Source organism: Telluria sp. PB2R4, assembly GCF_059685695.1.
In genome coordinates, this window is sequence record NZ_JCASIC010000008.1 from 247788 (window position 1) to 271589 (window position 23802).

Annotated in this window: 25 protein-coding genes; 4 read left to right on the plus strand and 21 right to left on the minus strand. The window is 65.9% G+C overall.

Features of this window, described 5'->3' with window-relative positions:
• Window positions 1–2: 2 nt before the first annotated feature.
• The 11 genes from fliP to fliF form a co-directional block, all read right to left on the minus strand.
• A complete protein-coding gene (gene fliP, locus AC56LU_RS15375) occupies window positions 3–764 on the minus strand; it encodes a flagellar type III secretion system pore protein FliP (RefSeq protein ID WP_497176481.1) in 762 nt (253 codons plus the stop codon).
• Window positions 754–1407, minus strand: coding sequence for a flagellar biosynthetic protein FliO (fliO, locus tag AC56LU_RS15380; RefSeq protein WP_497176482.1), 654 nt, complete (start codon window positions 1405–1407; stop codon window positions 754–756). The genes fliP and fliO overlap by 11 nt, the downstream gene beginning before the upstream one ends.
• A gap of 239 nt (window positions 1408–1646) precedes the next feature.
• Window positions 1647–2081 carry a flagellar motor switch protein FliN gene (gene fliN / locus AC56LU_RS15385; RefSeq protein WP_497176483.1) on the minus strand — a complete coding sequence of 145 codons (435 nt, stop codon included), beginning with the start codon at window positions 2079–2081 and terminating at the stop codon, window positions 1647–1649.
• Window positions 2082–2126: 45 nt separating this feature from the next.
• Entirely contained in the window at window positions 2127–3110 is a 984-nt protein-coding gene (fliM, locus tag AC56LU_RS15390) for a flagellar motor switch protein FliM (protein ID WP_497176484.1), read from the minus strand.
• A gap of 10 nt (window positions 3111–3120) precedes the next feature.
• A complete protein-coding gene (fliL, locus tag AC56LU_RS15395) occupies window positions 3121–3636 on the minus strand; it encodes a flagellar basal body-associated protein FliL (RefSeq protein WP_497176506.1) in 516 nt (171 codons plus the stop codon).
• 160 nt (window positions 3637–3796) lie between these two features.
• Entirely contained in the window at window positions 3797–5113 is a 1317-nt protein-coding gene (locus AC56LU_RS15400; protein WP_497176485.1) for a flagellar hook-length control protein FliK, read from the minus strand.
• Window positions 5114–5131: 18 nt separating this feature from the next.
• The gene (gene fliJ, locus AC56LU_RS15405; RefSeq protein WP_497176486.1) at window positions 5132–5575 is read right to left on the minus strand and encodes a flagellar export protein FliJ; all 444 of its coding nucleotides are present in this window, start codon (window positions 5573–5575) and stop codon (window positions 5132–5134) included.
• Between the two features lie 34 nt (window positions 5576–5609).
• A complete protein-coding gene (gene fliI / locus AC56LU_RS15410; RefSeq protein WP_497176487.1) occupies window positions 5610–7016 on the minus strand; it encodes a flagellar protein export ATPase FliI in 1407 nt (468 codons plus the stop codon).
• A complete protein-coding gene (locus AC56LU_RS15415) occupies window positions 7013–7723 on the minus strand; it encodes a flagellar assembly protein FliH (RefSeq protein WP_497176488.1) in 711 nt (236 codons plus the stop codon). The genes fliI and AC56LU_RS15415 overlap by 4 nt, the downstream gene beginning before the upstream one ends.
• Window positions 7723–8727: a flagellar motor switch protein FliG gene (fliG, locus tag AC56LU_RS15420; protein ID WP_497176489.1), complete on the minus strand. Its 1005-nt coding sequence runs from the start codon at window positions 8725–8727 to the stop codon at window positions 7723–7725. Before fliG ends, AC56LU_RS15415 begins: the two co-directional genes overlap by 1 nt.
• Complete coding sequence (fliF, locus tag AC56LU_RS15425; protein ID WP_497176490.1) at window positions 8720–10417, minus strand: flagellar basal-body MS-ring/collar protein FliF; 1698 nt, start codon at window positions 10415–10417, stop codon at window positions 8720–8722. Before fliF ends, fliG begins: the two co-directional genes overlap by 8 nt.
• A 185-nt stretch (window positions 10418–10602) precedes the next feature.
• Between fliF and fliE the strand changes: the two genes are divergently transcribed.
• Window positions 10603–10971 carry a flagellar hook-basal body complex protein FliE gene (gene fliE / locus AC56LU_RS15430; protein ID WP_497176491.1) on the plus strand — a complete coding sequence of 123 codons (369 nt, stop codon included), beginning with the start codon at window positions 10603–10605 and terminating at the stop codon, window positions 10969–10971.
• A gap of 102 nt (window positions 10972–11073) precedes the next feature.
• Window positions 11074–12357, plus strand: coding sequence for a cation:proton antiporter (locus tag AC56LU_RS15435; protein ID WP_497176492.1), 1284 nt, complete (start codon window positions 11074–11076; stop codon window positions 12355–12357).
• Window positions 12358–12372: 15 nt separating this feature from the next.
• Here the strand turns inward: AC56LU_RS15435 and AC56LU_RS15440 are convergent, their stop codons facing one another.
• Window positions 12373–12834: an RrF2 family transcriptional regulator gene (locus tag AC56LU_RS15440; protein ID WP_497176507.1), complete on the minus strand. Its 462-nt coding sequence runs from the start codon at window positions 12832–12834 to the stop codon at window positions 12373–12375.
• A 183-nt stretch (window positions 12835–13017) separates the two neighbouring features.
• Here AC56LU_RS15440 and AC56LU_RS15445 point away from each other — a divergent pair, with 183 nt between their 5' ends.
• Window positions 13018–13644, plus strand: a complete 627-nt coding sequence (locus AC56LU_RS15445; protein WP_497176493.1) for a LuxR C-terminal-related transcriptional regulator — start codon at window positions 13018–13020, stop codon at window positions 13642–13644.
• A gap of 6 nt (window positions 13645–13650) precedes the next feature.
• Here AC56LU_RS15445 and AC56LU_RS15450 read toward each other — a convergent pair whose 3' ends face one another.
• The 9 genes from AC56LU_RS15450 to AC56LU_RS15490 form a co-directional block, all read right to left on the minus strand.
• Window positions 13651–14412, minus strand: coding sequence for a flagellar brake protein (locus tag AC56LU_RS15450; RefSeq protein WP_497176494.1), 762 nt, complete (start codon window positions 14410–14412; stop codon window positions 13651–13653).
• Entirely contained in the window at window positions 14405–14797 is a 393-nt protein-coding gene (locus AC56LU_RS15455) for an EscU/YscU/HrcU family type III secretion system export apparatus switch protein (RefSeq protein ID WP_497176495.1), read from the minus strand. Before AC56LU_RS15455 ends, AC56LU_RS15450 begins: the two co-directional genes overlap by 8 nt.
• On the minus strand, window positions 14790–15908 hold the full coding sequence (gene fliK / locus AC56LU_RS15460; protein WP_497176496.1) for a flagellar hook-length control protein FliK: 1119 nt from the start codon (window positions 15906–15908) through the stop codon (window positions 14790–14792). Before fliK ends, AC56LU_RS15455 begins: the two co-directional genes overlap by 8 nt.
• A gap of 5 nt (window positions 15909–15913) precedes the next feature.
• A complete protein-coding gene (locus tag AC56LU_RS15465; protein ID WP_497176497.1) occupies window positions 15914–16234 on the minus strand; it encodes a flagellar protein FliT in 321 nt (106 codons plus the stop codon).
• A 13-nt stretch (window positions 16235–16247) separates the two neighbouring features.
• Window positions 16248–16694 carry a flagellar export chaperone FliS gene (gene fliS / locus AC56LU_RS15470; RefSeq protein ID WP_497176498.1) on the minus strand — a complete coding sequence of 149 codons (447 nt, stop codon included), beginning with the start codon at window positions 16692–16694 and terminating at the stop codon, window positions 16248–16250.
• Window positions 16695–16715: 21 nt separating this feature from the next.
• The gene (gene fliD, locus AC56LU_RS15475) at window positions 16716–19355 is read right to left on the minus strand and encodes a flagellar filament capping protein FliD (RefSeq protein ID WP_497176499.1); all 2640 of its coding nucleotides are present in this window, start codon (window positions 19353–19355) and stop codon (window positions 16716–16718) included.
• A gap of 177 nt (window positions 19356–19532) precedes the next feature.
• Window positions 19533–19898, minus strand: coding sequence for a flagellar protein FlaG (locus AC56LU_RS15480; protein ID WP_497176500.1), 366 nt, complete (start codon window positions 19896–19898; stop codon window positions 19533–19535).
• Window positions 19899–19990: 92 nt separating this feature from the next.
• Window positions 19991–21478, minus strand: a complete 1488-nt coding sequence (locus tag AC56LU_RS15485) for a flagellin N-terminal helical domain-containing protein (RefSeq protein WP_497176501.1) — start codon at window positions 21476–21478, stop codon at window positions 19991–19993.
• Window positions 21479–21832: 354 nt separating this feature from the next.
• Window positions 21833–23398: a GGDEF domain-containing protein gene (locus AC56LU_RS15490; protein ID WP_497176502.1), complete on the minus strand. Its 1566-nt coding sequence runs from the start codon at window positions 23396–23398 to the stop codon at window positions 21833–21835.
• Here AC56LU_RS15490 and AC56LU_RS15495 point away from each other — a divergent pair.
• A complete protein-coding gene (locus tag AC56LU_RS15495) occupies window positions 23397–23561 on the plus strand; it encodes a hypothetical protein (protein WP_497176503.1) in 165 nt (54 codons plus the stop codon). The genes AC56LU_RS15490 and AC56LU_RS15495 overlap by 2 nt on opposite strands.
• Window positions 23562–23802 lie beyond the last annotated feature (241 nt).

The following is a 23802-nucleotide window of genomic DNA, read 5'->3' on the forward strand; positions in this document are numbered from 1 at the left end:
CTCTAGTAAAAGCTCTGGGACAGCGAGCCCAGCAGCAGCTGCCAGCCATCGACCAGCACGAACAGCATCAGTTTGAACGGCAGCGAAATGACGGCGGGCGACATCATCATCATACCCATCGCCATCAGCACCGAAGCCACCACCATGTCGATGATCAGGAAGGGGATGAAGATCGCGAAGCCGATCTGGAACGCGGTCTTGAGCTCGCTGGTGACGAAGGCCGGGATCAGGACCCGCAGCGGGATGTCTTCCGGACCCTGCAGGGCGGGCGAGCGCGAAATCTTGACGAACAGCGCCAGGTCGGACTGGCGCGTCTGCTTGATCATGAATTCCTTGAGCGGCACCACGCCACGGTCCAGCGCCTCGCTCATCTGCATCTTGTTCTGCTGTAGCGGCAGGTAGGCTTCGGTGTAGATGCGGTCGAAGGTCGGGCCCATTACGAAGAAGGTCAGGAACAGCGCCAGCCCGACCATCACCTGGTTGGGCGGCGCGGTGGCGGTGCCGAGCGCCTGGCGCAGCAGCGACAGCACGATGATGATGCGGGTAAAAGCCGTCATCATCAGCAGCGCGGCCGGCAGGAAGGTCAGCGCGGTGAGCAGGATGAGGGTCTGGACCGGCAACGAATAGGCAGTGCCGCCGCCCGGGGCCGGACTGGTGGTGAAGGCAGGGATGCCCGGCTGCGCCAGGACCGCCAGCGGCAGCAGTGCCAGTCCGGCCAAGCCGGCGCCCAGCAAGAGTTGCTTCAAAGATCGCTTATTTCGCATTACGTTTGTCTATCGTGTTCTTGAGCCAGTCGCCGAAGCTGGCTGCGCCTGGTGTGTGGCCGGCCAGTGTCGCCTGCGCCCCATCGGCCTGCGCGCCTTCCTGGCGCGGCATGGTGGCCAGGGCATTGACCCGTCCCGGCGACGCGCCGACGACGATCCACTGGTTGCCGACCTCGACCACCATGATACGCTCGCGGCCGCCGATATTGAGGGCGCCGACCAGCTTCACGTTGGCGCTCGCGCCCATCGCGCGCGGGCCGTAGCGCTTCATGAACCAGGCCAGGCCGAGGAGCAGGCCCAGCACCAGCACCAGCGCCAGGATGGTCTGCAGCAGGCTGCCGGTGGCGGGCGTATTCGAGGCGGGCATCACGACCTGGGGCGGGCGCTGGGCGGGGGCGGGCGTGGCGACGGCCGGGGCAGGTGGCGTGGCGGTGGCAGCCTGTTCAGCCGGCGCGGTGTCGACCGCGGCGGGGCCGGGCGACTGCACCGGCGCCGAGACCGGGCCCGAGGGCGCGGGAACGGCTGGCGTGGCCGGCCGGCCGGTGGTGGTGGCGCCGCGCGGCAGGGGCTGGGTTTCTTGCGAAGCGGGGGCAGGGACTGGAATGGGGGCAGTGACCGCGGCAGCCGGCTGTGATTGTGGCACTGTTACTGGAGCCGCTTGCTGCTGCGTAGTCGGTATCTGGTCGGCGCCCACCGGTGCAGCACAGGCAGCCAAGGGCGCAAACAGCAGCGCTGCCGCGATATGTAGGGTGGGCGGGTTCCCCGCCCACGCGGCGATAGGTAGACGATGAAACATCGCGCGGGCAGATCTCGCCAGGTTGGAACGCGTGGGCGGGAGACCCGCCCACGCTACGAGATTGCCATTGCCAACGTTGCGCGAGGTCATTTATTCAGTTTTCTGATCCGTTCCGATGGCGTAATGATATCAGTCAAGCGGATACCGAACTTGTCGTTCACGACCACGACCTCGCCCTGCGCGATCAGGCATCCGTTGACCAGCACGTCCATCGGCTCGCCGGCCAGGCCGTCCAGCTCGACCACGGAGCCCTGGGCCAGCTGCAGCAGGTTCTTGATCGCGATCTTGGTGCGGCCGAGTTCCACGGTCAGCTGGACCGGGATGTCGAGGATGAAGTCGATGTCGTTCGGCGTGTCGTTGCGCGTGCCCTTGTTCGAGAAATCCTTGAACACGGCGGCAGTCGCGGTGGACTGCTGTTGCTGCTGGCGTTCGAGCGCCGCCGCCTCGGCCGCGGCCTGCTCGGCGATCGCCGCGCCCCAATCGTCGTCGAGGCTGCCTTGGTCGTCCTGGGTATCAGACATGGTGTTCTCCTGTTCCTTGCTCTTTGCTTGCTCTTTGCTTGCGCATTACTTGTTGAAGCTGTCGCTGTTGGCGAGCAGCTTTTCGACCTTCAGCGCGTACTGGCCGTTGAAGACGCCATAGCTGCATTCCATCACCGGCACGCCGTCGACCGTGGCCTGCAGCATTTCGGGCACCGTGATCGGGATGACGTCGCCGATCTTCATGTTGAGGATCTCGTCGAAGTTGGCGCGGCCTTCGCCCAGCATGGCCACCAGCTCGACCTCGGCGACCTGGATCTGCTGGGTCATCAGGCGCACCCAGCGCTTGTCGACTTCCAGCGCCTCGCCCTGGATGCTCGAGGTCAGCGCGTCGCGGATCGGCTCGATCATCGAGTAGGGCATGCAGAAGTGGATCTGGCCCGACACCGAACCGAGTTCGATGGTGAAGGTGCACGACACCACGACCTCGTTGGGCGTCGCGATGTTGGCGAACTGGGTGTTCATCTCGGAACGGATGTACTCGAACTCGATCGGGTACACCGGTTCCCACGACTTGGCATAGGCCTCGAACACGATGTCGAGGATGCGCATGATGATGCGCTGCTCGGTCTGGGTGAAATCGCGGCCTTCCACGCGGGTGTGGAAGCGCCCGTCGCCGCCGAACAGGTTGTCGACCAGCAGGAACACGAGGCCCGGGTCGAACACCATCAGCGCCGTGCCGCGCAGCGGCTTCATGTGGATCAGGTTGAGGTTGGTCGGCACCACCAGGTTGCGGATGAACTCGCTGTACTTCGAGACCCGCACCGAGCCGACCGACACTTCGGCGCTGCGGCGCAGGAAGTTGAACAGGCCGACCCGCAGGTACCTGGCGAAACGCTCGTTGATGATCTCGAGCGTCGGCATGCGGCCGCGGACGATCCGCTCCTGCGTCGCCAGGTTGTAGGTGCGTACCCCCGAGGTGTCTTCAGGCGCGGCAATGTCGTCCTGATCGCCGTTGACCCCTTTTAAGAGGGCATCGACTTCTTCCTGGGAGAGGAAATTATCGGCCATGGTGCTTCAGTTACTGGATGATGAACGAAGTAAATAATACGTCGGTGACTTCCTGCTCGTCGCCGTCCTTTTCAAAAGGTTCCTGGACGATCGCCTGGATTTCGGCGGCGAGCTGCTGTTTGCCTTCGACGGTGCTGATTTCCGAGGCCTTCTTGCCCGACAGGAGCAGCAGCACACGGTTGCGCACGATCGCCATGTTGTCCTTGACCAGCGTTCCCTGTTCGGTGCCGGCCACCTGCAGCGTGAACTGCACCTGCAGGTATTGCTCACCATTCTCGGGCTGGAGGTTGACCGTGAAGGGCTCGACCGGCACGTATTCGGGCTTGGCGCCGGATTCCTTCTTTTTCTTCTTGCTTGCCTTCGGGCTCTCTTGCCCGGCCGCCGCGTCGCCGCCCTGCATGAAATACCAGGCCGCGCCGCCGCCGCCGCCGAGCAGCAGCACGGCCGCCACGGCGATCACCACCAGCTTCTTCTTGGAGCCGGCCGGAGTTGCTGCCGCTGCGTCTGCCTTCGGGTCGGCCTTCATTTTCGGGTTCGCTTTCAAGATGCCTCTTTACTGCCTAAAAGAATGGGTCCGTCATTATGGCATTATCGCGGGGGAGCCAAGACCGCCAAGCCCTGAAAAGAGGGAATAACGGACGGTAATCCCGGCGATTGTCGTACCCATGTGCTGACGATTTGGCAGGTTACGCGAAGGTATCGACCAGGCCGTTATCGAGCACCACGGTACGGGTTGCGGGTCGCGCGGCGCCATCGTCATTCGCCGCATTGGTCCCACCCACGTTGCCGAAACCGCCACCACCGCCGTGACGACGCTCGCCATCCTGCTGCGCCTGGCGCTGATCCTGCGTGCCTGCATCCACGGTCGCGTTACCGAGCGCGATGCCGCTCTCGCCCATCATTTCGCGCAGGCGCGGGAGGGCGTTTTCCAGGGCTTGCCGCACTTCCAGCTGGTTCGACGAGAAGGCCACGCTGGCGCCCTCGTTGCTCACGTTGAGCACCACCTGCACCGGACCCAGGTCCGGCGGGTTCAGGGTGAGGGTTGCGGCCTGCTCCTTGCCCACCATGTACACGATGCGCTGGCTGACCTGGTTGTCCCAGGCCTGGGTTCCGACGCGCGCCGGGATGCGGTCGGTCGGCACGGCCGCCGGGTTCGGCACCGTTTCCAGCTTGGCGGCCTGGGCCTGCAGCTGGGTGACGGCCGGGGCCGGGGCCTCGACGGCTGCCAGATTGGCGGCGGTCTCGCGCGCCTGTGGCTGGGCCTTGCCGGGATCGCCCTGGACGACGGTTTGCGCGTTCTGCTGCAGGCTGCGCAGGTCGGCGCTTTCCTGTGCGGTCGGCTGCACGCCGGCCGCCAGCGAGAATCCGGTGGCGGCGGCGGTATCGCCATCGGCGGCCGGCGCCAGCGGATCGGTGACTGCGGCGCCGTCCGCGATCTCGAGTTTCGCAAACGCGGACTCGAGCGCGGTAAGCTGCGGCCCGGCGGCGCCGGCCACTGTTGCAGCGGCCACTGTTGCGGCGGCCGCTTCAGCGGCGACCGGGGCTTGCGCGGCCGGCTGGGCCAAACTGGCCATGAAGGCGAGCATGTCGGTCACCGGCGTGGTCGCGGCTTCCGCGGCGGCAGTGGCCGATTCGGCGGCGGCCTCTGCGTCCTTGGCCGGATCGGCGGATTCGGTGCCGGCTGCGGCCTGCTGCGCCGTCGCGGACTCTGACGCCGCCTCGTTCTGCCTTGCGGGCTCGCGCGTTGCGCTCTTCGGACCCTGGGCCGCGGGCTTGTCGGCCTGTTTGGCCGGGGCGGCGGGTTTGTTCGCCTGGTTCGCTGGCGGCGGCGCCGCCGACGCCGATCCAGGAGCAGGCGGGGCCGGCGCCATCGCCCGCGACAGCGAGGCACTGAAGCCCCCGGCCTCGGGCGCCTGGACGCCGGCTGCGGCACTGCGCTGCGGCTGCGCCGGCGCGCCTGCACCGGAAACCTGGAACGGAAGGGAAGTCGTTTGCATCGTCATGGTGGGCTCAGCCTCGGTTCACCGTTGTTTGTAGCGGGCGCCACGGGCGGCGTGGTCGTCCATCAGTTTCTGGTCGCGCTTGTTCTCGATCGCCAGCGCATCAAGGGCCGCGCGTTCGTTCAGGGTCCGGTACGACAGGCGCTTGCGCTCGCTCTCCTGCCATGCCTTCCTTTCCACGTCCGCCTTGTACTGCGCGTGCTTGATCACTTCGCGCTGGCCGAGGAGGGCGTTGTCCAGCTTGCCGATGAAGGCGACAAAATTGTGGTACGCGAAGGGCGTGATGCCCGCCGCCTGGGCCGCGTCGAGCTTGCGCACATACTCGTCGCGGTAACCGTCCAGCATGACCAGTTTCTGCTCGGCCTCTTCGACAGCCTTCAGGGCCGCGCCCAGGCGCTTGGCAATCGCGTCGGAATCGCGTTGCGCCAGGTCGATCAGGGTTTCGAGGGCAGAAAGATTGGCCATATTCGGTCACAGTATAGTTCCCAAAGGCATCAACTTATCCTTGGAATAGAGAGGTCAATTGCCCCAAGCTCTCCAGCATGCCCGCGTTGTCGTGGATTTCCTGGCACAGGAAATGTTCGATCTGCTCGTTCTTGGCGATCGCCTGGTCCAGCACCGGGTCGCTGCCGGCGGCGTAGGCGCCGACGCTGATCAGGTCGCGCGAGCGCTGGTAGCGCGAGTACAGCTGTTTCAGTTTGCGTGCCGCCAGCTGGTGCTCGTGGGTGGTGATGCCGTGCATGGCACGCGAGATCGATTGCTCGATGTCGATCGCCGGATAGTGGCCGGCTTCGGCCAGGTGGCGGTTCAGGACGATGTGGCCGTCCAGAATGCCGCGCGCCGCATCCGCGATCGGGTCTTGCTGGTCGTCGCCCTCGGACAGCACGGTGTAGAAGGCGGTGATCGAACCGCCGCCCTCGACGCCGTTGCCGGCCCGTTCCACCAGCACCGGCAGCTTGGCGAACACCGAGGGCGGATAACCCTTGGTCGCCGGCGGCTCGCCGATGGCCAAGGCGATCTCGCGCTGCGCCATCGCATAGCGGGTCAGCGAATCCATGATGAGCAGGACGTTCTTGCCCTGTTCGCGGAAGTGCTCGGCGATCGCGGTGGCGTAGGCCGCGCCCTGCAGGCGCATCAGGGGAGGCGAGTCGGCCGGCGCGGCCACCACGGCCGAGCGGGCGCGGCCCTCGGGTCCCAGGATCTGCTCGATGAATTCTTTTACTTCTCGTCCGCGTTCGCCGATCAGGCCGACCACGATCACGTCGGCGGTGGTGTAGCGCGCGATCATGCCCAGCAAGACCGATTTGCCGACACCGGTACCGGCGAACAGGCCGAGGCGCTGGCCGCGGCCGACGGTCAGCATGGCGTTGATGGCGCGCACGCCGACGTCCAAGGTTTCGGTAATCGGCGCCCGGTCGAGCGGGTTGATCGGGCGGGCGTTGAGCGGACCGACTTCATCGTTGCTGAGCGGACCCTTGCCGTCCAGCGGGCGGCCGGCGCCATCCACCACGCGGCCCAGCAGCTGCATGCCGACCGGCAGGTGGCGCGCACGGTCGCTCGGGCGGCGGCGCGGGTGTTGCACGGTGCCCGGTTTCGGCAGCGCCGATTCGACCGGGAACACGCGCGAGCCGGGCACCACGCCTTCGACGTCGCTCTGCGGCATCAGGAACAGGCGCTCACCCTCGAAGCCGACCACTTCGGCCTCGATCTTCATGCCGTTGGCCACCGGGATGGTGCAGGCACTGCCGACGGCCAGCTTCAGGCCCACGCACTCCATCACCAGGCCGGCCACGCGCGTGACGCGGCCCGAAACCTGCATCGGCTCGGCCAGGCCGACCAGCGAGTCGCAATCCTTGATGAAGGATTTCCAGCGGGCGGTGTGGCGGTCGGCGGTGTTGGTCGTCATGACAACCAATCGACGTTACTTTGCAATGCGTGGGTCAAGCGCGCCCAGCGCGCCTGCGCCTGCGCATCGATCTGGTTGCTGGCCGTATCCACCTTGCACCCGCCGCGCGCCAGCGACGCGTCTTCGACGATGCGCCAGCCGCCCTTGATCAGCTCCTGCCCCATGGCCTGGCGCACGATCTCGGCGTCGTCGGGATTGAGCGTCAGGGTGGCCGCCTGGGCCAGCACCGGCAGGTAGCCGATCGCTTCCTGCACCACCGGCAGGATCAGTTCCGGGCGGACGTCGAACGCCGTGCGCACCATGCCGCGCGCCAGGCGCAGGGCCAGTTCCAGCACGTCGTGGGCGATGGTCTCGTCGGCCTGCATCACGGCGTCGCTGAAGGTCGCGGCGATCGCGCGCAGGTGTTCCAGTTCGCCCTCGGCTTCGATCTGGCCGCTTCTCGCGCCATCGGCGTAGCCCTCGGCCTGGCCGGCGGCACGGCCTTCCTGCAAGCCTTCGGCATACCCTTCGGCTCTGGCCTGCTCGCGGATCGCTTCCAGTTCTTCGATGGTCGGCAGCGCCACGTTCGGAACGATCTCTACCGGCTCGGGCGCCGCGCTCGGTGGCGGCGCCATGGCGGCGCGGCGCGCCTGGGTGCTCGGGCGTTCGTCGCCGAACGAGGTCAATTCCCAGCGCTGGTAAGCGCTTTGCTGTTCCTTTGGAATCATCAGACGAACGAATCCTCACCCTTACCGCCCAACACGATCTGGCCTTCGTCCGCCAGGCGGCGCACGATCTGCAGGATCTGCTTCTGCTGGGATTCCACCTCCGACAGGCGCACCGGACCCTTGGACTCCAGGTCTTCGCGCATCATCTCGCCGGCACGCTGCGACATGTTCTTGAAAATCTTGTCGCGCAGGTCTTGCGAGGCGCCCTTGAGCGCGATGATCAGCATCTCGGACTGCACCTCGCGCAGCAGCAGCTGGATGCCGCGGTCGTCGATGTCGATGATGTTGTCGAACACGAACATCTCGTCCATGATCTTCTGCGCCATGTCGTTGTCGTAGTTCTTGATGTTGTCCATGACGGCCGATTCCTGCTCGCCGCTCATGAAGTTCAGGATCTCGGCCGCGGTGCGTACGCCGCCCAGCGACGATTTCTTGATGTTCTCGTTGCCCGACAGGAGCTTGGTCAGCACGTCGTTCAGCTCGCGCAGTGCGGCAGGCTGCACGCCGTCCAGCGTGGCGATACGCAGCACCACGTCGTTGCGCAGGCGTTCGGTGAAGTTGGCCAGGATCTCGCAGGCCTGGTCGCGCTCGAGGTGGACCAGGATGGTGGCGATGATCTGCGGGTGCTCGTTGCGGATCAGCTCCGCCACCGAAGGCGAATCCATCCACTTCAGGCTCTCGATGCCCGAGGCGTCCTTGCCGCCCAGGATACGGTTGAGCAGGACGGCGGCCTTGTCGTCACCCAGCGCCTTGGTCAGCACCTGGCGGATGTACTCGTCGGAATCCAGTCCCACGGTCGAATGCAGGTTGGTCTCCTCGACAAAGGATTCCAGCACCTTCACCACTTCACCATGCTGCACCGCCTTCATCTGCGCCATCGCGCCGCCGAGCTTGAGCACTTCGCGCGGGCCGAGGAACTTCATCACTTCGGCCGCTTCCGCTTCACCCAGCGCCAGCATCAGGATCGCTGCCTGGGTTACGCCTTCCTTGTCCTTGTCACTCATTTGATCCCAACCATGCTTTCACGACGTTAGCGACGATACGCGGGTCCTTGCGGGCCAGTTCCTGTGCCATTTCCAGGTTCTTCCGGTAGCCCTGGTTCCTGCGTTCGACTTCCTGTTCTTCCAGTTCTTCCTCGGCGATCTCGGCCGCCAGTTCCTCGGCGAGTTCTTCCTGTTCATCCGGTTCCGGCTCCGGCGGCAGGGCGGTGGCCTCGTCGAACTTCTTGATCGCCGGGCGCATCAGCGGCAGCAGGATCCTGAAGTACAGGAAGGCCAGCACCGCGAACAGCAGCAGGTACTTGCCGATCTCCTTGGCCAGCGGCAGGTTGGCCGGGTCGCGCCACCAGTCCAGGCTAGGCGGCGTGTCGTCCGGGCGGTCGACGCCGTCGAACGGGGCATTGGTGACGTTCAGGGTGTCGCCGCGCTGTTGTGAGTAGCCCATCGCCTGCTTCACCAGCTCGTTGATCTGGGCCACTTCGGCGGCGGCCAGCGGCCTGACCGTGATCTTGCCGGTCTTCGGATCGACGCTACGGCGGTGATTCACCACCACGCCCACCGTCAGGCGCTTGATGCCGCCCATCGGACGCTGCTCGTAGCGGATGGTCTTGTCGACTTCGTAGTTGGTGGTGGCGTCCTTGCGCTGCGGGCCGCCGGCTGCCGTGCCGCCCGCAGCGGGCGCCTGGCCGTCGATCGGCGCGGTGGCCACGCCCGGCGGCTGGTTCGACAGCGCACCCGGCACACCCGAGGCGCCCGGGCCCGGCTGGGTCGATTCCGAGGTCTGCTGGCTGCGGATCGCCTGCGGCTCCGGCGGCGAGTTCGGTTTGTACATCTCGGCGGCCGTGTCGACCTGGGCGAAGTCGATTTCGGCGGTCGCTTCGGCGCGCACGTTTTCCTTGCCGACCAGCGGGGCGATGATCGATTCGACCTGCTTGATGATGTTCTGCTGGACCTGGTCGACGTACTTCAGCTGGGTCGCGTCGAGTCCCTTGTTGCCTTGCGCCTTGTTGGACGTATCCGACAGCAGGTTGCCGTTCTGGTCGACGACGGTGACGTTGCCGACCGTGAGTTCCGGCACGCTCGAGGCGACCAGGTGGACGATGGCGCTGACCTGGCCCGGGTCGAGGGCGCGGCCGGCCTGCAGGTTCAGCACCACGGAGGCGGTGGGCTTTTGCTGGTCGCGCACGAACACCGAGGGTTTCGGCAGCGCCAGGTGCACGCGTGCCGCGCTGACCGGGCCGAGCGACTGGATCGAGCGCGCCAGCTCGCCTTCGAGCGAGCGCTGGTAATTGACCTGTTCCAGGAACTGCGACACGCCCAGCTTCTGGTTCTCGAGCAGTTCGAAGCCGACGTTGCCGCCCTTCGGCAGGCCCTGCGCGGCCAGTTTCAGGCGCAGGTCGTGGATCTTCTCGCTCGGGACCAGGATCGCGCTGCCGCCTTCGGAAAACTTGTACTCCACGCCCATCTGGTCGAGCGCGGCGGTGATCGCGCCGCCGTCGCGGTCGCTGTAATTCGAGAACAGCACGCGGTAGTCCGGCGCCTGGGTCCACATCCACAGTGCGATCATGATGGCGACGACCAGCGCGATGCCGCCGCCGAGCGCGACGCGCTTGCCCATGGTGGTCTGCAAAAATCCCTGTTTCGCCTCTTGGTCGGGCGCCGGGGTGTCGATCAGTTCATCAGCAACTGCTGCCATGGTGTGGGTGTGTGTCCAGGAAAGAGGAGGGTATTACATTCAAGCGAGATTATGAAGCCACAGAGCAACATTCAAACCCTGAAACAGGGGTGGAATTCCATGCTTCTTCGGACGAGGGATTTGCCCCGGCACTGGTAATCTGACAGCCTGAACAAATGGATTACACGTCATAAGGGGAGCGAACGATGAGTATTGGCGGAATCGGCGGCATCGACAGCAGCCGCATCCAGGCGATGATGGAACAGCTCAAGTCGGCGGCCACCAGGCCGGCGGCCAGCCCCGTCGCGCCCGCTGGCCTGGCCGGCGTGGCCCCCCAGGGCGGCCCTGCCAAGCTCGACTTCGCCGATGCGCTGAAGAGTTCGCTGCAGCAGGTCAGCAATACCCAGAACCAGGCCGCGGAGCTCGGCAAGCGCTTTGCGATGGGGGATGATACCGTGAGCCTGTCCGACACGATGATCGCCATGCAGAAATCCAGCATCGCTTTCCAGGGAACGGTGCAAGTACGCAACAAACTGGTGTCAGCCTATCATGACATCATGAACATGCAGGTCTGACCCGGGATCTTTCCCGTTTGTGCAGGCATCGGTGCGCGGCTGCACCAAACTTCCAGGCATCGCTGCTTACAATCCAGGCTCATGTGACCTGGGAGCGATCGGTTGGAAAATTATCAGTGGTTCATGCTGCTCGGCGCGCTCATGCTCGCCCGGGGTCTCTGGGGCCAGACGATCGCCCGCCTGCCGTTTACCTCCGCCACTATCTACCTCGCCATCGGCTTGCTGCTCGGCCCGCTGGTGTTGAACCTGTTCAGCTTCGACCTGTTCGAGGAAGCGAAAGTCCTGGAAAGCGTGACCGAAATCGCGGTCCTGATTTCGCTGTTTTCGGCCGGCATCAAGATGCCGGTCCCGTTTTCCCTGGCCCGCTGGATGCCGGCGCTGCGCCTCGCGTGGCTGGCGATGGCCTTGTCGGTCCTGCTCATCGCCGCCTTCGGCTGGCTGGTGCTGGGCATGCCCATCGGCGCCGCGATCCTGATCGGCGCCATCCTCGCCCCGACCGACCCGGTACTGGCCACCGACGTGCAAGTCCGCCATGCGGGCGACAAGGACCCGCTGCGCTTCACCCTGACCTGCGAGGCGGGACTGAACGACGGCAGCGCTTTCCCCTTCGTGATGCTCGGCCTGGGCCTGCTCGGTCTCCATGAGCTGGGCGAATCGGGGGCGCGCTGGCTGCTGGTGGACGTGCTCTGGGCGACGCTCGGCGGCGTCGCCGTCGGGATCGCCTGCGGCGCGCTGCTGGCCTGCCTGAGCGCGGCCTTGCGCAAGCGGATCGCCGAGCACGAGGTGCTCGACGACCTGCTCGGCCTGGGTCTGATCGCGCTGTCCTACGGAATCGCACTGTCGATCCATACCTACGGTTTCCTGGCGGTGTTCGCGGCCGGCGTGGCCTTGCGCCAGACCGAGCTGAGGCTGATCGGCGCGCCGAAGAGCCCCGAGGGTCTGCTCGAGCCGGAACAAGACGAGGCGCAGGCGCCGGCCATCGTGCCGGCCGAGCCGACCGTCAGTGGCGGGGCGCTGGTCTTCAAGGAACACCTCGAGCGCCTGTCCGAGCTGACCCTGGTGCTGCTGCTGGGCGGCGCCGTCAGCGCGCACCTGCTCGACTGGCGGCCGTGGTCGCTGGCGCTGTTCGTGCTGTTCGTTGCCCGTCCCGTGGGCGTGCTGTCAAGCATGATCAGGTGCGGCATCGGCGGACGCGCCACCGCCATCGCAGCCTGGTTCGGCGTGCGCGGCATCGGTTCGATCTACTACCTGACCTATGCCATCAACCATGGCTTGCCGCCCGCGCTCGCGCTTGAACTGGGCAATGCGACGCTGGCCGTCATCATGTTGTCGATCGTGCTGCACGGGACCAGCGTCACACCTTTGCTCAACCGGTTCTGGCGTTGAGGACGGACTGCAGGCTCAGGCGGCCTGCTTTTCCTTGCGGTGGAAGGTCATGGGAATGCTGCCGTCGCGCGGCGCCGGTTCCGGCAGCAGCGAGGCCAGGGTATGGCGGTCGAGCTCGGCCAGGTAGGCCGAGGTGGCGTTGGTGAGGACACCCTTGAGCGAACAGTCCTTGACCAGGCCGCAGGGATTGCCGCCCGGGTCGAAGCACTCGGCCATGTAGAAATCGCTCTCGCTCTGGCGCACCACCGCGCCGATATTGATATCTTCCGGCTTGTGCGCCAGGCGGAAACCGCCATTGCGGCCGCGGATCGTCTCGATGACGCCGTTGCGGCCCAGCTCGTGCACGACCTTCATCAGGTGGTTTTTCGAGATGCTGTGCAGGTCCGCGATTTCCTGGATCGTCACCAGCCGCCCCGGATTGCTGCCGAGGTGGAGCAGGGTCCGCAAGGTGTAGTCGGTGAAGGAAGTCAGGCGCATGGTCAAGGAAGTATACCGCATGCATGCCCGCTGCGGCGTGATTGCAACGCCCATGCCGCTGGCATACCTGTCTACTAGTCATTACAAAGCATTACTTGATTTCGAGTTCTTGTCGTTTCAATATGTTGGGAGTTTGGCCGCCTGAGGCCGCCACCGTCTGCCGCCGAATGCCGGAGTAAGCACATGCAACCGATCTCTTCCGCCGTCCATATCATGCACGCCGACCCGATCATGACCGTCGGGCTGCATGCCATCCTGGCCGACCAGCCGGGCCTGCGCGTGAGCACCCATTTGCACCAGCCCGAGGCGCAGCGGGTCGCGCGCGTGCTGGTCACCGATTACGACACCGGCGTGGCCCTGGCGCGCCAGTCAGCCATGGGGGGGCTGTCGCCGGGCGTGCTGGTCGTGACCCAGTTCGACAAGGAGTGGGAAGTGCGCCTGGCGATGGATGCCGGCGTGGCCGGCTACTTGCCGCAATCCTGCGCCCCCGACGAGCTGGCACAGGCCGTCGAGCAGCTGGCGCGCGGCCAGCGCTACCTGAGCGAGTCGATGACGCGCAGCGTCGCCGACAGCCTGACCCGCGAATCGCTGACCGGGCGCGAGACCGACGTGCTGCAGCTGCTGGCGCAGGGCTGCTGCAACAAGTCGATCGCGCGCAAGCTCGGCATCGGCGTGGGTACCGTCAAGACCCATGTGAAGGGCGTCATGAGCAAGCTCGACGCCACCGCGCGCACCCATGCCGTGGTGGTCGCGACCCAACGCGGGCTGATCCGGCCTGGCGACAGCGCCGGGATTTCCCTGTCCTGCTGAGCTGCCTCAGGCCAGCCCGGCAAGGCGCGCGTTGCGCTCGCGTTCGAGCTTGGTGATGTAGCGCTGCACGCCGGCCATGCCGCCGCGCGAGATATCGACGAATTGCAGGCCGATGCGGCGGTTGCTCTTGTTGTTCAGCAGGGTCAGGTCGAGCGCATTGCGCACTTCGAGCGTCACCGTCACCGGGCCGATTTCGGGCAGCTCGATACGGCAGTTGGGAAGCTGCGCGCCAATGGTCGTGTCGAGCTGGAGCTTGTTGTCGAGGACGGCGATGCCGCCGCAGCTGATGTCGTGCAGCGGGAATACGCCGGAAGTGGCGCCGGCGCTGGCGGCAAGCTCGAGCGGCAGCGGGATGATCGCGCGCACCGGGTTCGACATCGGCGTCTCCATCCGGTAGAACTCGCGGCGCTGCAGGCGGATCAGGCTAGGTGGAATGTCGGCGCGCAGGGCGGCATCGCCCTGGTACAGGGTCGGGCGCAGGTTCTCGGCGCTGAACAGGATGCGGATCTTGTCGAGCGAGGTTTCGCAGCGCACCTTGCCGGCATCGATGATGCGCTCGTTTTGCATGCGTTCGATCGAGCGGTCGAGCACCATCGAATTGGTGTCCGGATCGACTTCCAGGACGGTGGTGACGCAGACGTCGGCCTCGCCCTTGACCAGCATGCGCACCAGCTGGTGCTTTTCGCCGATCTGGCGCAGCAGCGCCACGATTTCACGGCGCGACTCCACCTCGTAGTCGTGCCAATTCTCGAGTTCCTGATTATTCATTGCTTGTACCAGCGTTCGCCGCATCGTCCTGGTTGGGGTGGAGCGTCGGATCCGGCGGGGGCGGCGGCGCTGCCCCTGGCGTTTGAGCCGACTCAATATGATATAGCCACGCCAACAGTTCCGCAATTGCCCGATACAGCGCCGGCGGAATCTCGCGGTCGAGGTCCACCCCCATGAGCAGCTGCACCAGTTCCTTCGATTCGTGGACGAACACGCCGGCGTCCCTGGCGCGGCGCATGATCTGCTCGGCGACCAGGCCCTGGCCCTTGGCCACGACCTTCGGCGCCGGGTCGCCGCTGCCGTAGGCGAGGGCGACCGCGCTCTGGCGGCGCCCGATGGGCGCACCGTTCTGCGCGCCCTTCGGCCGGTTCTTCGGGTCAGTCATCGCCCTGCGCCGCACGGGCCTCGAAACCCGCCAGTCGGGTGCCGGCCGCTTCCAGCGCCCCGGCCAGGCTGCCCATGTGGCGGCGCAGCAGGGCCGCGGTATGCTCGCTGCCGGCGGCGAACTGTACTTGCAGGCGTCCGCCGCTGAGGGTCAGGCGTGCGTCGAGCTCGCCCAGTTCGGGAAAGTGCAGGCGCAGGCGGCCGAGCCAGGGCGCGTCGGCCTCTTCGCCTTCGTGGCCTTGCGAACCGTCGCGCCGCACTTCCAGCTGCAGCGGCTGGCCTGGCCACAGATTGCCCTGCCAGGCGAGCTGGGCCTGCTCCTGCGTAGCCAGCTGCAGGTTGATGAACTGGGCGGTGGCCGCGTCAAACGGCGACTGGCGCATCCCTTCCTTCGCCAGCTGCTGCTGCGGCTCGGCGTCCAGCTCGACCAGGGCGCGCTCGCCCTGCGCCCATTCGGCCACGTGCGATTCGTAGAACAGTCCGCTCTTGCCGAGCGCCTGCCGCAGTCCGGCGGCGATGGCGGCCGCCTCGGCGCCGGCCGCGGCCACCACTGGCGCCCGTCCGAGGGCCGCGGTCAGCGGCACGTCCGCTTTTTGGGCGGCCGCGAGCACGCCGCCGATGGTCTTGCCGGCCTGGCTGAGGGTGGTATTGTCGGCTTCCGCGCCCAGGGTCTGGGCCGCGCTGCCTGCCGCGGTGGCTTGCAACAGCGCGGCGGTCCGGCCCAGGCCGACGGCGGCGGCGCCCTCGCGCATGGCGAGCGGCGCCTTGCCCGGGTCGGCGCCCTGGGGCAGGGGCGGACCGGCTTCGCTGAATACCGGATTGGCGCCGAGCCCAACCTGGAAGGTGGGGCGCGGCTGGACCGACACCAGCGTCAGCGGCACGTCGGCGCCCACCTTGCTGCCTTCCGGCAGCTGCATGCGGGCGGGGATGTTGGCGACCTTGACGACGAAGCTGCCGTCGCTCAGTTTTGCCAGGACTTCGCCGTGCAGCGCCTTGCCCAGCTGGGGGGCGAGGGCGCGCTGGAAAGCTTGTTGGCGTGGGTCGTTGAGATGCTCGGCCGGCCGGGCCGGTGTGACGGGCCCGACGTTGGAGACGAGCTCGCGCGGCAGCATGCTCCCTAGATGCCGTAGGCGCGCGCGACGCGGCGTTCGGTCGAGGTATTGCTGATCAGGGCCGACAGGCGCGCCATCCACGGCGTGGTCAGGTCGCGGATCTGGCGGTCGGCGGCCAGCATGCGGCGGATCGCGTCGACCTTCTTCACCCGCTGCGGGCCGGCCAGCGGCTGCGGTTCCTGCTCCTTCAGCTGGCTGACGTGCAGGGCGCACTGCTGCTCGAGCAGCGCCAGGCGGTCCCAGTCGCTGTCATTGGCGGCGCGCAGCATCTGGTCGGTGATCACCGCCATGGCTTCGTACACCTCGACGATATCTTCGCTGTTCATCTGTGGCATGTTCTCAAGCACTCATCAGGGTTGCGGGGCGCAGCTGCGCAGGGGCGGGCGCGGAAGACGACTGCGGGTCGATCGCATTCCACGCGTCGCGCAGTTCGGACAGCAGCGCGTGCGCTTCTTCCAGCATCGCCGGATCGTTGTTCAGGTTCGCCTTGAGCAGGCGGGTGCTGATGTATTCGTAGAGGGCGTCGAGGTTTTCGGCGATCTCGCCGCCGGCTTTCCTGTCGAGCGCCGCGCGCAGGCCGTTGTCGATGATGTTGATGGCCTTCGAGATCGCCGCGCCCTTGGCGGCAATGTTCCCGGCTTTCATGTTGGTGATGCCGCTCAGGATCGACACCATCGCGCCGTCGTACAGCATGACGATCAGTTTGTGCGGGGAAGCGGCGGCGACGCCGGTCTCGAGACCGACTTTCGCATAGGCGCCGACGCCGCGTTGCATGGTTCCAAACATCGTATTCTCCAGGATGGTGGCTTAGCCTGCGTTGGCGCTGAGCGCCGCAAGCTGCTGGGCCAGGTAGTTCGAGGTCGACTGCATCGACATCAGGGCAGTGTCGAGCGCAGTGAACTGGGCCCGGTAACGTTTTTCGATGGTTTCCAGGCGCGATTCGAACCGGTCGCGCGCGCTGGTGACGGACTTGAGCGTGACGTTCAGTCCGTCGGTCTTGCTGGTCAGGAGGCTGTCCTTGCCGACGAAGCTGGCGGCCAGGTTGGTCAGGGCGAAGGCGAAGCCCTTGGAGAAACTGACGCTGCCGCGGTCGCCCACCAGGCCGCCCGTGATGGACAGCTGGATCCCTTCGGCGGGAGAGCCGGCCGCGGCGCTGAGCGTCTGGCCGTTGCCGGTGGCGGCGACGCCACCGATGGTGCCTTCGACATTCTTGCCCTTGACCGGGGTGGCGCCGCCGAACAGGGTGGCGGGATCGAAGCCGCTCACGTGGGCGATCGAGATATTCGAGGTCTCGCCGTACTTGCTCGAGGAAATCGACAGGCGGCCATCGTCCTCGACCTTGGTATCGACCGCGTCGCCAGCGCCGGAGAAGGTGCTGTTGCCGTTGATCGCCGCGCGCAGCATGGCGACCAGCTGGGCGTTCGTATAGGTGCCGGCAGCCAGCGCGATCTCCTGGGTCTTGCTGTCGGTGATCGGATCGGTCTGGTTGAGCGTGACGCGCCAAGTGGTGCCGGCGGTGATCGTGGTCGGGCCGGCGACCGCGGCGGCGCTGCTGAACGTGCCCTGGGTGGCCATGCTGGTGATGTTGACGCCGTAGGTGCCCGGCTTGGTATTCGGGCCGGACTTGTCGAACTTGACCAGGCCATCGGTGGCCGAGCCCATTGCCGCGAACAGGCCGCCGATCTCGGCGAAATTCTCGGTGACCGCCTTGTTCAGCTTGCTGGAGTCGACCGCCAGGCTGCCGTCCTTCTGGAACGTGATGCCGACCTGGCTGAGGGTGGTCAGCTTGCCGCCCATTCCTTCGACGGCGGTCCCGAGCTGGCGCCGCAGCTGACTCTGGATCGAACGCACCGAGGTGTCGCCGTTCAGGGCGCCGGCGGCCTTGGTTTCGGGGTTGTAGCTGGTCAGGCCCGAAATGGTCTTGTTGAGCTCGTTGTAAGCCTTGACGAAGTTGTTCACCGCGGTCGAGACCGCCGCGGTGTCGCGGGTCACATCGAGGGTGGTGTTGCCGATGCCCTTGACGTCGAGCGACACGCCCTGCACCGCCTCGGTGACGGTGGTGCTGTTGCTGCGGATGTCGATTCCGTTCATGTTGAGCAGGGTGTCCTGGGCAGCGCTGGTCTGGGTCAGGCCCTGCACGCCGCCCGGGTCGTGCCCGAGCAGGACGGCGATGGCCGGGTCGCCGTCCACGCCGATCTTCATCGAGGATTTCTCACCGGTCTTGTTCGAGGTGAGCACCAGGTGATAAGGATTGGTGCCGCCGTCGGACACGATGGTGGCGGTGACGCCGATGTCGGCCTTGTTGATGGCGTCGCGGATGCCTTGCAGCGACTGGCTGCCGGCGTCGAGGGTCACGGTGCCGCTGGCCTGGGCGCCGTCCTGGCTGAAGGCGGCGCCGCTCAGGTAGCTGCCTGCCGGTCCCGCGGCCAGGCCGGCGGCGCCCGGATTGCTCCCGCCGACCAGGATCTGCTTGCCGTCCTTCGAGCTCAAGGTGATGCCGGCGGTTACGGTGGCGCTGGTGCCGGTGTTGGCAACGCCGGTTCCCTTGAGGCCGCCCGTGGCGCCGCCGGTGCCGCCGATGACCTCGGCCACCGTCAGGTTGGAACCGTCGGCCGCGGTGAATTGCAGGGTGCCGGCGGCGGCCGTGCCCGTAAAGCTGATGTTGGCGGCCGCCAGCGCGGCGCTGACGGTGCCGCCGGCAAGCGCGGCATCGACCTCGGCCTTGCCGAGCGAGGATCCGGCGCCGGCCTGCGACACGATCTGCACGCCGCCGACCGTCAGGGCGTAGCTCGAGGTGGCAACCGTCGTGACGTCGCCGAAGCCGGCGAACATGTTCGCCGCGCTGGCGGCCGTACCGGCCTTGGCGCTCACGCCCGTGGTGTCGCTCTTGGCATTGATCGCTTCGGCCAGCTGGGCCGCGCTGCGGGTGGTGCCGCTGGTGGTGATGGCGGTGCCGTTGAGCGTCAGCGAGCCGTTGCTGATGCCGCTGGTGGCGGTCGAGGCCGGAATCGTGCCGCCGACAAGCCCGAAGTTGGCGCCGGTGATGCTGCCGAACTGGAAAGTCAGGGTGGTCTTGGCGCCGCCGCCGATGGTCGCGCTCGTGCTGGCGCGGCCGGCGGTGGTGAGGCTCTGGGCCGAGGCCAGCTGGCTGACGTTGATCTTGTACCTGCCGGCGACCGCGCTGTCGCCGGCGGTGGCGCTCAGGACGGCCTTGTCGCCCGCGCTGGTATTGAGCGCCCTGAATGTCGAGGGAGAATTCAGCGAGGTGAGGGCGCCCTGGAAGGAGCCGACCGCAGCGCTTACTTTGGCGAGCGCAGCCATGCGCTGCTGCAGCGCAGCCGACTTCTTGTCGAAATTGGCCAGTGGCGCCGCTTCGGCCTGCATCAGCTTACTGATGATGCCGTCGACGTCGAGGCCTGAGCCGATGCCGGTTGAACTGATGCCCAATTTGTTTCTCCCGTGAAAGCGATAATGTAAGTCATTATCGACAGAAGCAAACCGGACTTAAGAGCGGGAAATGTGTCCTAATTCAATTAGTTGAATTCGGTCAGAGAAAGCGACGGGCGTGGGAAGGCGGCGCGCGCCTCCTTGCGGAAGTGCGCGCCGGGCTGCCGGTCGGGTGCTTCAGGCTGTCTGGCTGATCAGCAGGCCGCGCATCTTGTCGATCGACTTGGCGATCTCGAGCGCTTCGACGGAAGGAATCTGGCGCACCACTTCGCGGGTGTCCTGGTCGATGATCTTGACCACGATGTCCTTGCTGTCTTCGTCGATCGCGAATTCCAGGCTTTGCGACGATGCGCGCATGCCTTCGTTGATCTTCTTGACAGCATCGCCTACCTGCTCGCGCGAGGGTGCGGCCGATTCCTGCGCCTCGGCCGCTTTCGCCGATGCCGCCGGCCTGGCGGCCGGTGCGGCTTGCTGCTCGAGCGCCGGAAGCGTGCGGTCTTCCAGGCGCATTGCCACGGGTGAACCAAGAGATTGGATGTTCATGTGACTTCCTAGCAAAAAATCCCCGGCTGAATTTCTTCAGCCGAGGACCGGGTCAGGGCATGAGCGGACTGGCTAGTCCGCCGGGAGCGCTATTAACCACGCAGGAGCGACAGGACGCCGTTCGGCAGCGAGTTCGCCTGGGCCAGCATCGAGGTGCCGGCCTGCTGCAGGATCTGGCCGCGGGTCATCTTCGCGGTTTCCGACGCGAAGTCGGTATCGACGATGCGGCTGCGCGATGCCGACAGGTTCTCGGTTGCCGACGACAGGTTCGAGATTGCCGATTCGAAGCGCGACTGCAGTGCGCCGTACTGGGCGCGCTGGCCGTTCACCTGGCCGAGGGCTGCGTCAGCGGTCTTGATGGCCAGCTGGGCGCCTTCGAAGGTGCTGATGTCCAGGTTGGCAACCGACTTCAGGGTCGACGCCGCTGGGCCGGCGCCGGCATCGAGGTTGTAGCTCGAGGCGTCGGTCAGCGAGAAGCTCTGCTGCGAGTCCAGCACGATGCGGCCGGCTGCAGTGCCGAGACCGCCGCCGCCGGCCATGCTGACCGCGGTGGTCAGGGTGGCGGTGCTGTCGGTACTGTCCTTGCTGTAGGTCTCCATGGTCGCTACCGAAGCGGCGATCGAGGTGTTCTTCAGCTTGATGTCTTCGCCGTCGGCGTTGGTCAGCTTCAGGCCCTGCTTCTTGTCGTCGAACGATGCGGTCACGCCGGTCTTGGCCGATTGCGCATTGAAGGCGCTGATCGCGGCGGCGTAGCCGTTGGCGTCGCCGGCGGCGCCCATCGTGAACGAGACGGTCACTTTGTCGGCGGCGGCGCTGTTGTTCGAGTTCAGTTCGAAGCTGAAGGCTTCGCCGACGTCGGCCTTGATCAGGGCTTCGGTCTTGGCGGTGGCGGTCACGCCGGTCTCGCCGCTGGCCTTGTTGATTTGCGCCGCGGTCGACTTGGCCGATTCGTTGTTGGCAACGGTGATGGTCTTCGAACCAGCCGAGCCGTTGATGGTCATCGCGCCGGTGGTGATGCCGTTGGTGGCGACGTTCGATGCCGATGCGGCCGATGCTTCGAGACGGTTGTTGCCGTAGGTCGAGGTGGTGAAGTTCGAACCGGTCATCGAGATCAGCTGGCCTGCGTTGGCGCCGACCTGGAAGTTCGCGGTGCCCATCGAGCCGTCCAGCAGCTTCTGGCCGTTGAATTCGGTGGTGTTGGCGATACGGTTCAGTTCCGAGGTCAGTTCGGTGACTTCGGTCTGCAGGGCCTTGCGGTCACCGGCCGAGTTCGACGAGTTCGACGACTGCACTGCCAGTTCGCGGATACGCTGCAGGATGTCGCCCGAGCTCGACAGGGCGCCTTCTGCGGTCTGGGCCATCGACACGCCGTCGTTCGCGTTGCGGGTGGCCTGGGTCATGCCCTTGATCTGCGAGTTCATGCGGTCCGAGATGGCCAGACCGGCAGCGTCGTCCTTGGCGCTGTTGATGCGCAGGCCCGACGACAGGCGCTGGATCGAGGTGTTCAGGGTAGCTTGCGACGACGACAGGTTACGCTGCGAGTTCAGGGATGCAACGTTGGTATTGATTACGGATGCCATGGTATTTCTCCAGACTGTATTTCGGGGTGGGCCACTGTGCCCTGTTCACTTTGGTGCGCCACCTGTTCCGTGACGATCACACCGCTGTTGATGCTGGTAACGTGCTCCACGGCAAAAACTTGATGGGCGGCACTGAAATTAATTCGCGTCTTTTTCGCTCAAGTTCCCTTGGGCGGCGCGTTTAAACGACAGTAATAAAAGGAACTTTAGGGAGAAAAATAATTTATTTTTCTTCTCAAGACCGGGGGCGAACAGGAGGGAGGCGGAGAAAAACTGGCAGGAAAGACAAGATTAGCTGCACTTAACGAGTCTGAAAATTGTTAAGCGCAGCTAATCTTACGCAGCGAATGTCATTTACTCGGCAATGACAACCCGGTTCTTGCCGGTCTGCTTGGCCTGGTACATGGCGCGGTCGGCGCGCGCCACCAGGCTGGCCTGGTCTTCGTTCGGGTAGCGCAGGGCCACACCGCACGAGAAGGTGATCAGCATCTTCTCGTTGTCGTGCATGAAGAAGTGGCGGGTCAGTTCGCGCTGCACCCGCACCATCGCCGCCGCCGCGGCGTCGACCGCGGTTTCCGGCATCAGGATCACGAACTCCTCGCCGCCGAAGCGTGCGATCACGTCCATCGAGCGCAGCGTATCGCGCACCACCTTCACCAGGTGCTTGAGCGCGCCGTCGCCGGCCAGGTGGCCGTAGGTGTCGTTGAGCTTCTTGAAATTGTCGAGGTCGAGGATGGCCGCGCACAGCGGCGTGTTGCGGCGGTCGGCGCGCGCGCTCTCGCGCTCGAACACGTCGTCCAGGCCGCGGCGGTTCAGGCTGCCCGTCAGCTGGTCTTCGCGCACCAGCTCGCTCATGTGCTGCAGTTCCGCCTCCAGCATGCGGATGCGGTCCTCGGCTTCCTGCACCTCGCGGTGCACGGCCACCATGCGGTCGCGCGAAGCCAGCGCCTCGTCCTGGGCGGCGCGCATCTCACGCAGCACCTGCTCCATCACGTCGCCCAGCTCGTCGATGCTGGATGCGCTGCCGATGCGCTCCGAGTAGCCGGACAGCCGGGCATGGTGGTCGCCGGTCGACGCCGCCACCGTGCCGAGGCGGTCGATGAAGGCCATCATCATGTTCTTGACGGTGGCGCGCACATCCGAAATGCTGTGCCGCAGCCGGCCCTGCTTGAGGATGACGTCTTTCAGGCCGCGGGTCGCGTCTTCCAGCGAGCGGGTGTCGAGCGGGCCGGCGATCAGCTCCTGCACGACGGCGATCTGGCCGCGCATCCAGCTGTCGTCGTCGAGCAGTTCATTGACGTTGTCGAGCAGCAGGCGGAACAGGCGCAGCAGCAATTCCTGCTGTTCGGCGTTGTCGCCGCTGCGCAGCTCGATCTGGAAGCACAGCTGCTTCAGGCGGCTCGACAGGTCGGCCAGGTCGGCCTCGCCGCGCGCCGTCCGCACGGCGCCGCCCAGCGCTTCGGCTTCCTGCACCAGGGCCGGGCTGCCGGCCAGCAGGGTTGCCAGTGCATATGCCAGCGAGCGGCCCAGCATCTCGCGCAGCAGGCGCGCGTCCGGATCTTCGTCGCCCAGCGCCATCAGCGGCGTGTTGCGGCGCAGGTGGCGGTCGGCCACCCCGGTCAGCGCCTGGGCATAGCCGGTCCAGTCGCCGTTCTTCACCGCACGCAGCATGCGGCGGCCGTAGTCGGACACCTCGCCCGGCGTATCGGCCAGGCGGCGCGCAAAATTCTCCAGCACCTCGGCGGCGGGACTGGCGGCCGGCGGCGCCGGCGGCGTGGGCTGGACCCCGGCGATCTCGTCGTAGATGGCCCGGTAGGCATCCGGCGTGGGCGCGATGCGGCGCGTCGCGAGGCGGCGGAAGGCTTCGCGGGCGATATCGGCGGGATTTTGGCCAGTGGAGGGGGGAGACGAGATGGACATGGCTGTAATGACGCGGAGTGCTGTTTGGCGACATGATAAGCAGCTTTCTTGCCGTTCATCAATTAAAAAACAGCAACAAAATGTTTTATTGGCGGACGATGCAACAAATAGCGGACTGGTGATCGTGGCCAATTATGGTGTTCGTAGGGTGGGCGGCTCGTAATCTGGGCCACTGGCCCAGATTACCCCACGCGTTCAAACCACTCTCATACTGCCCGCTCGGTTGTTCGAAGGCCGTTGAACGCGTGGGCGGCATCGAAGCCATCACCATGCACGCCGACGGGTATAGCCGCCCACCCTTGTATCTTGAACCTCTGTGGAGCTAGCTACTCTACATGGAGCTGGGGCTAGCTTGGGTCCACCCTGATGGCCAGACCATGACAAGTAGATCAGGCGCCTCAGCT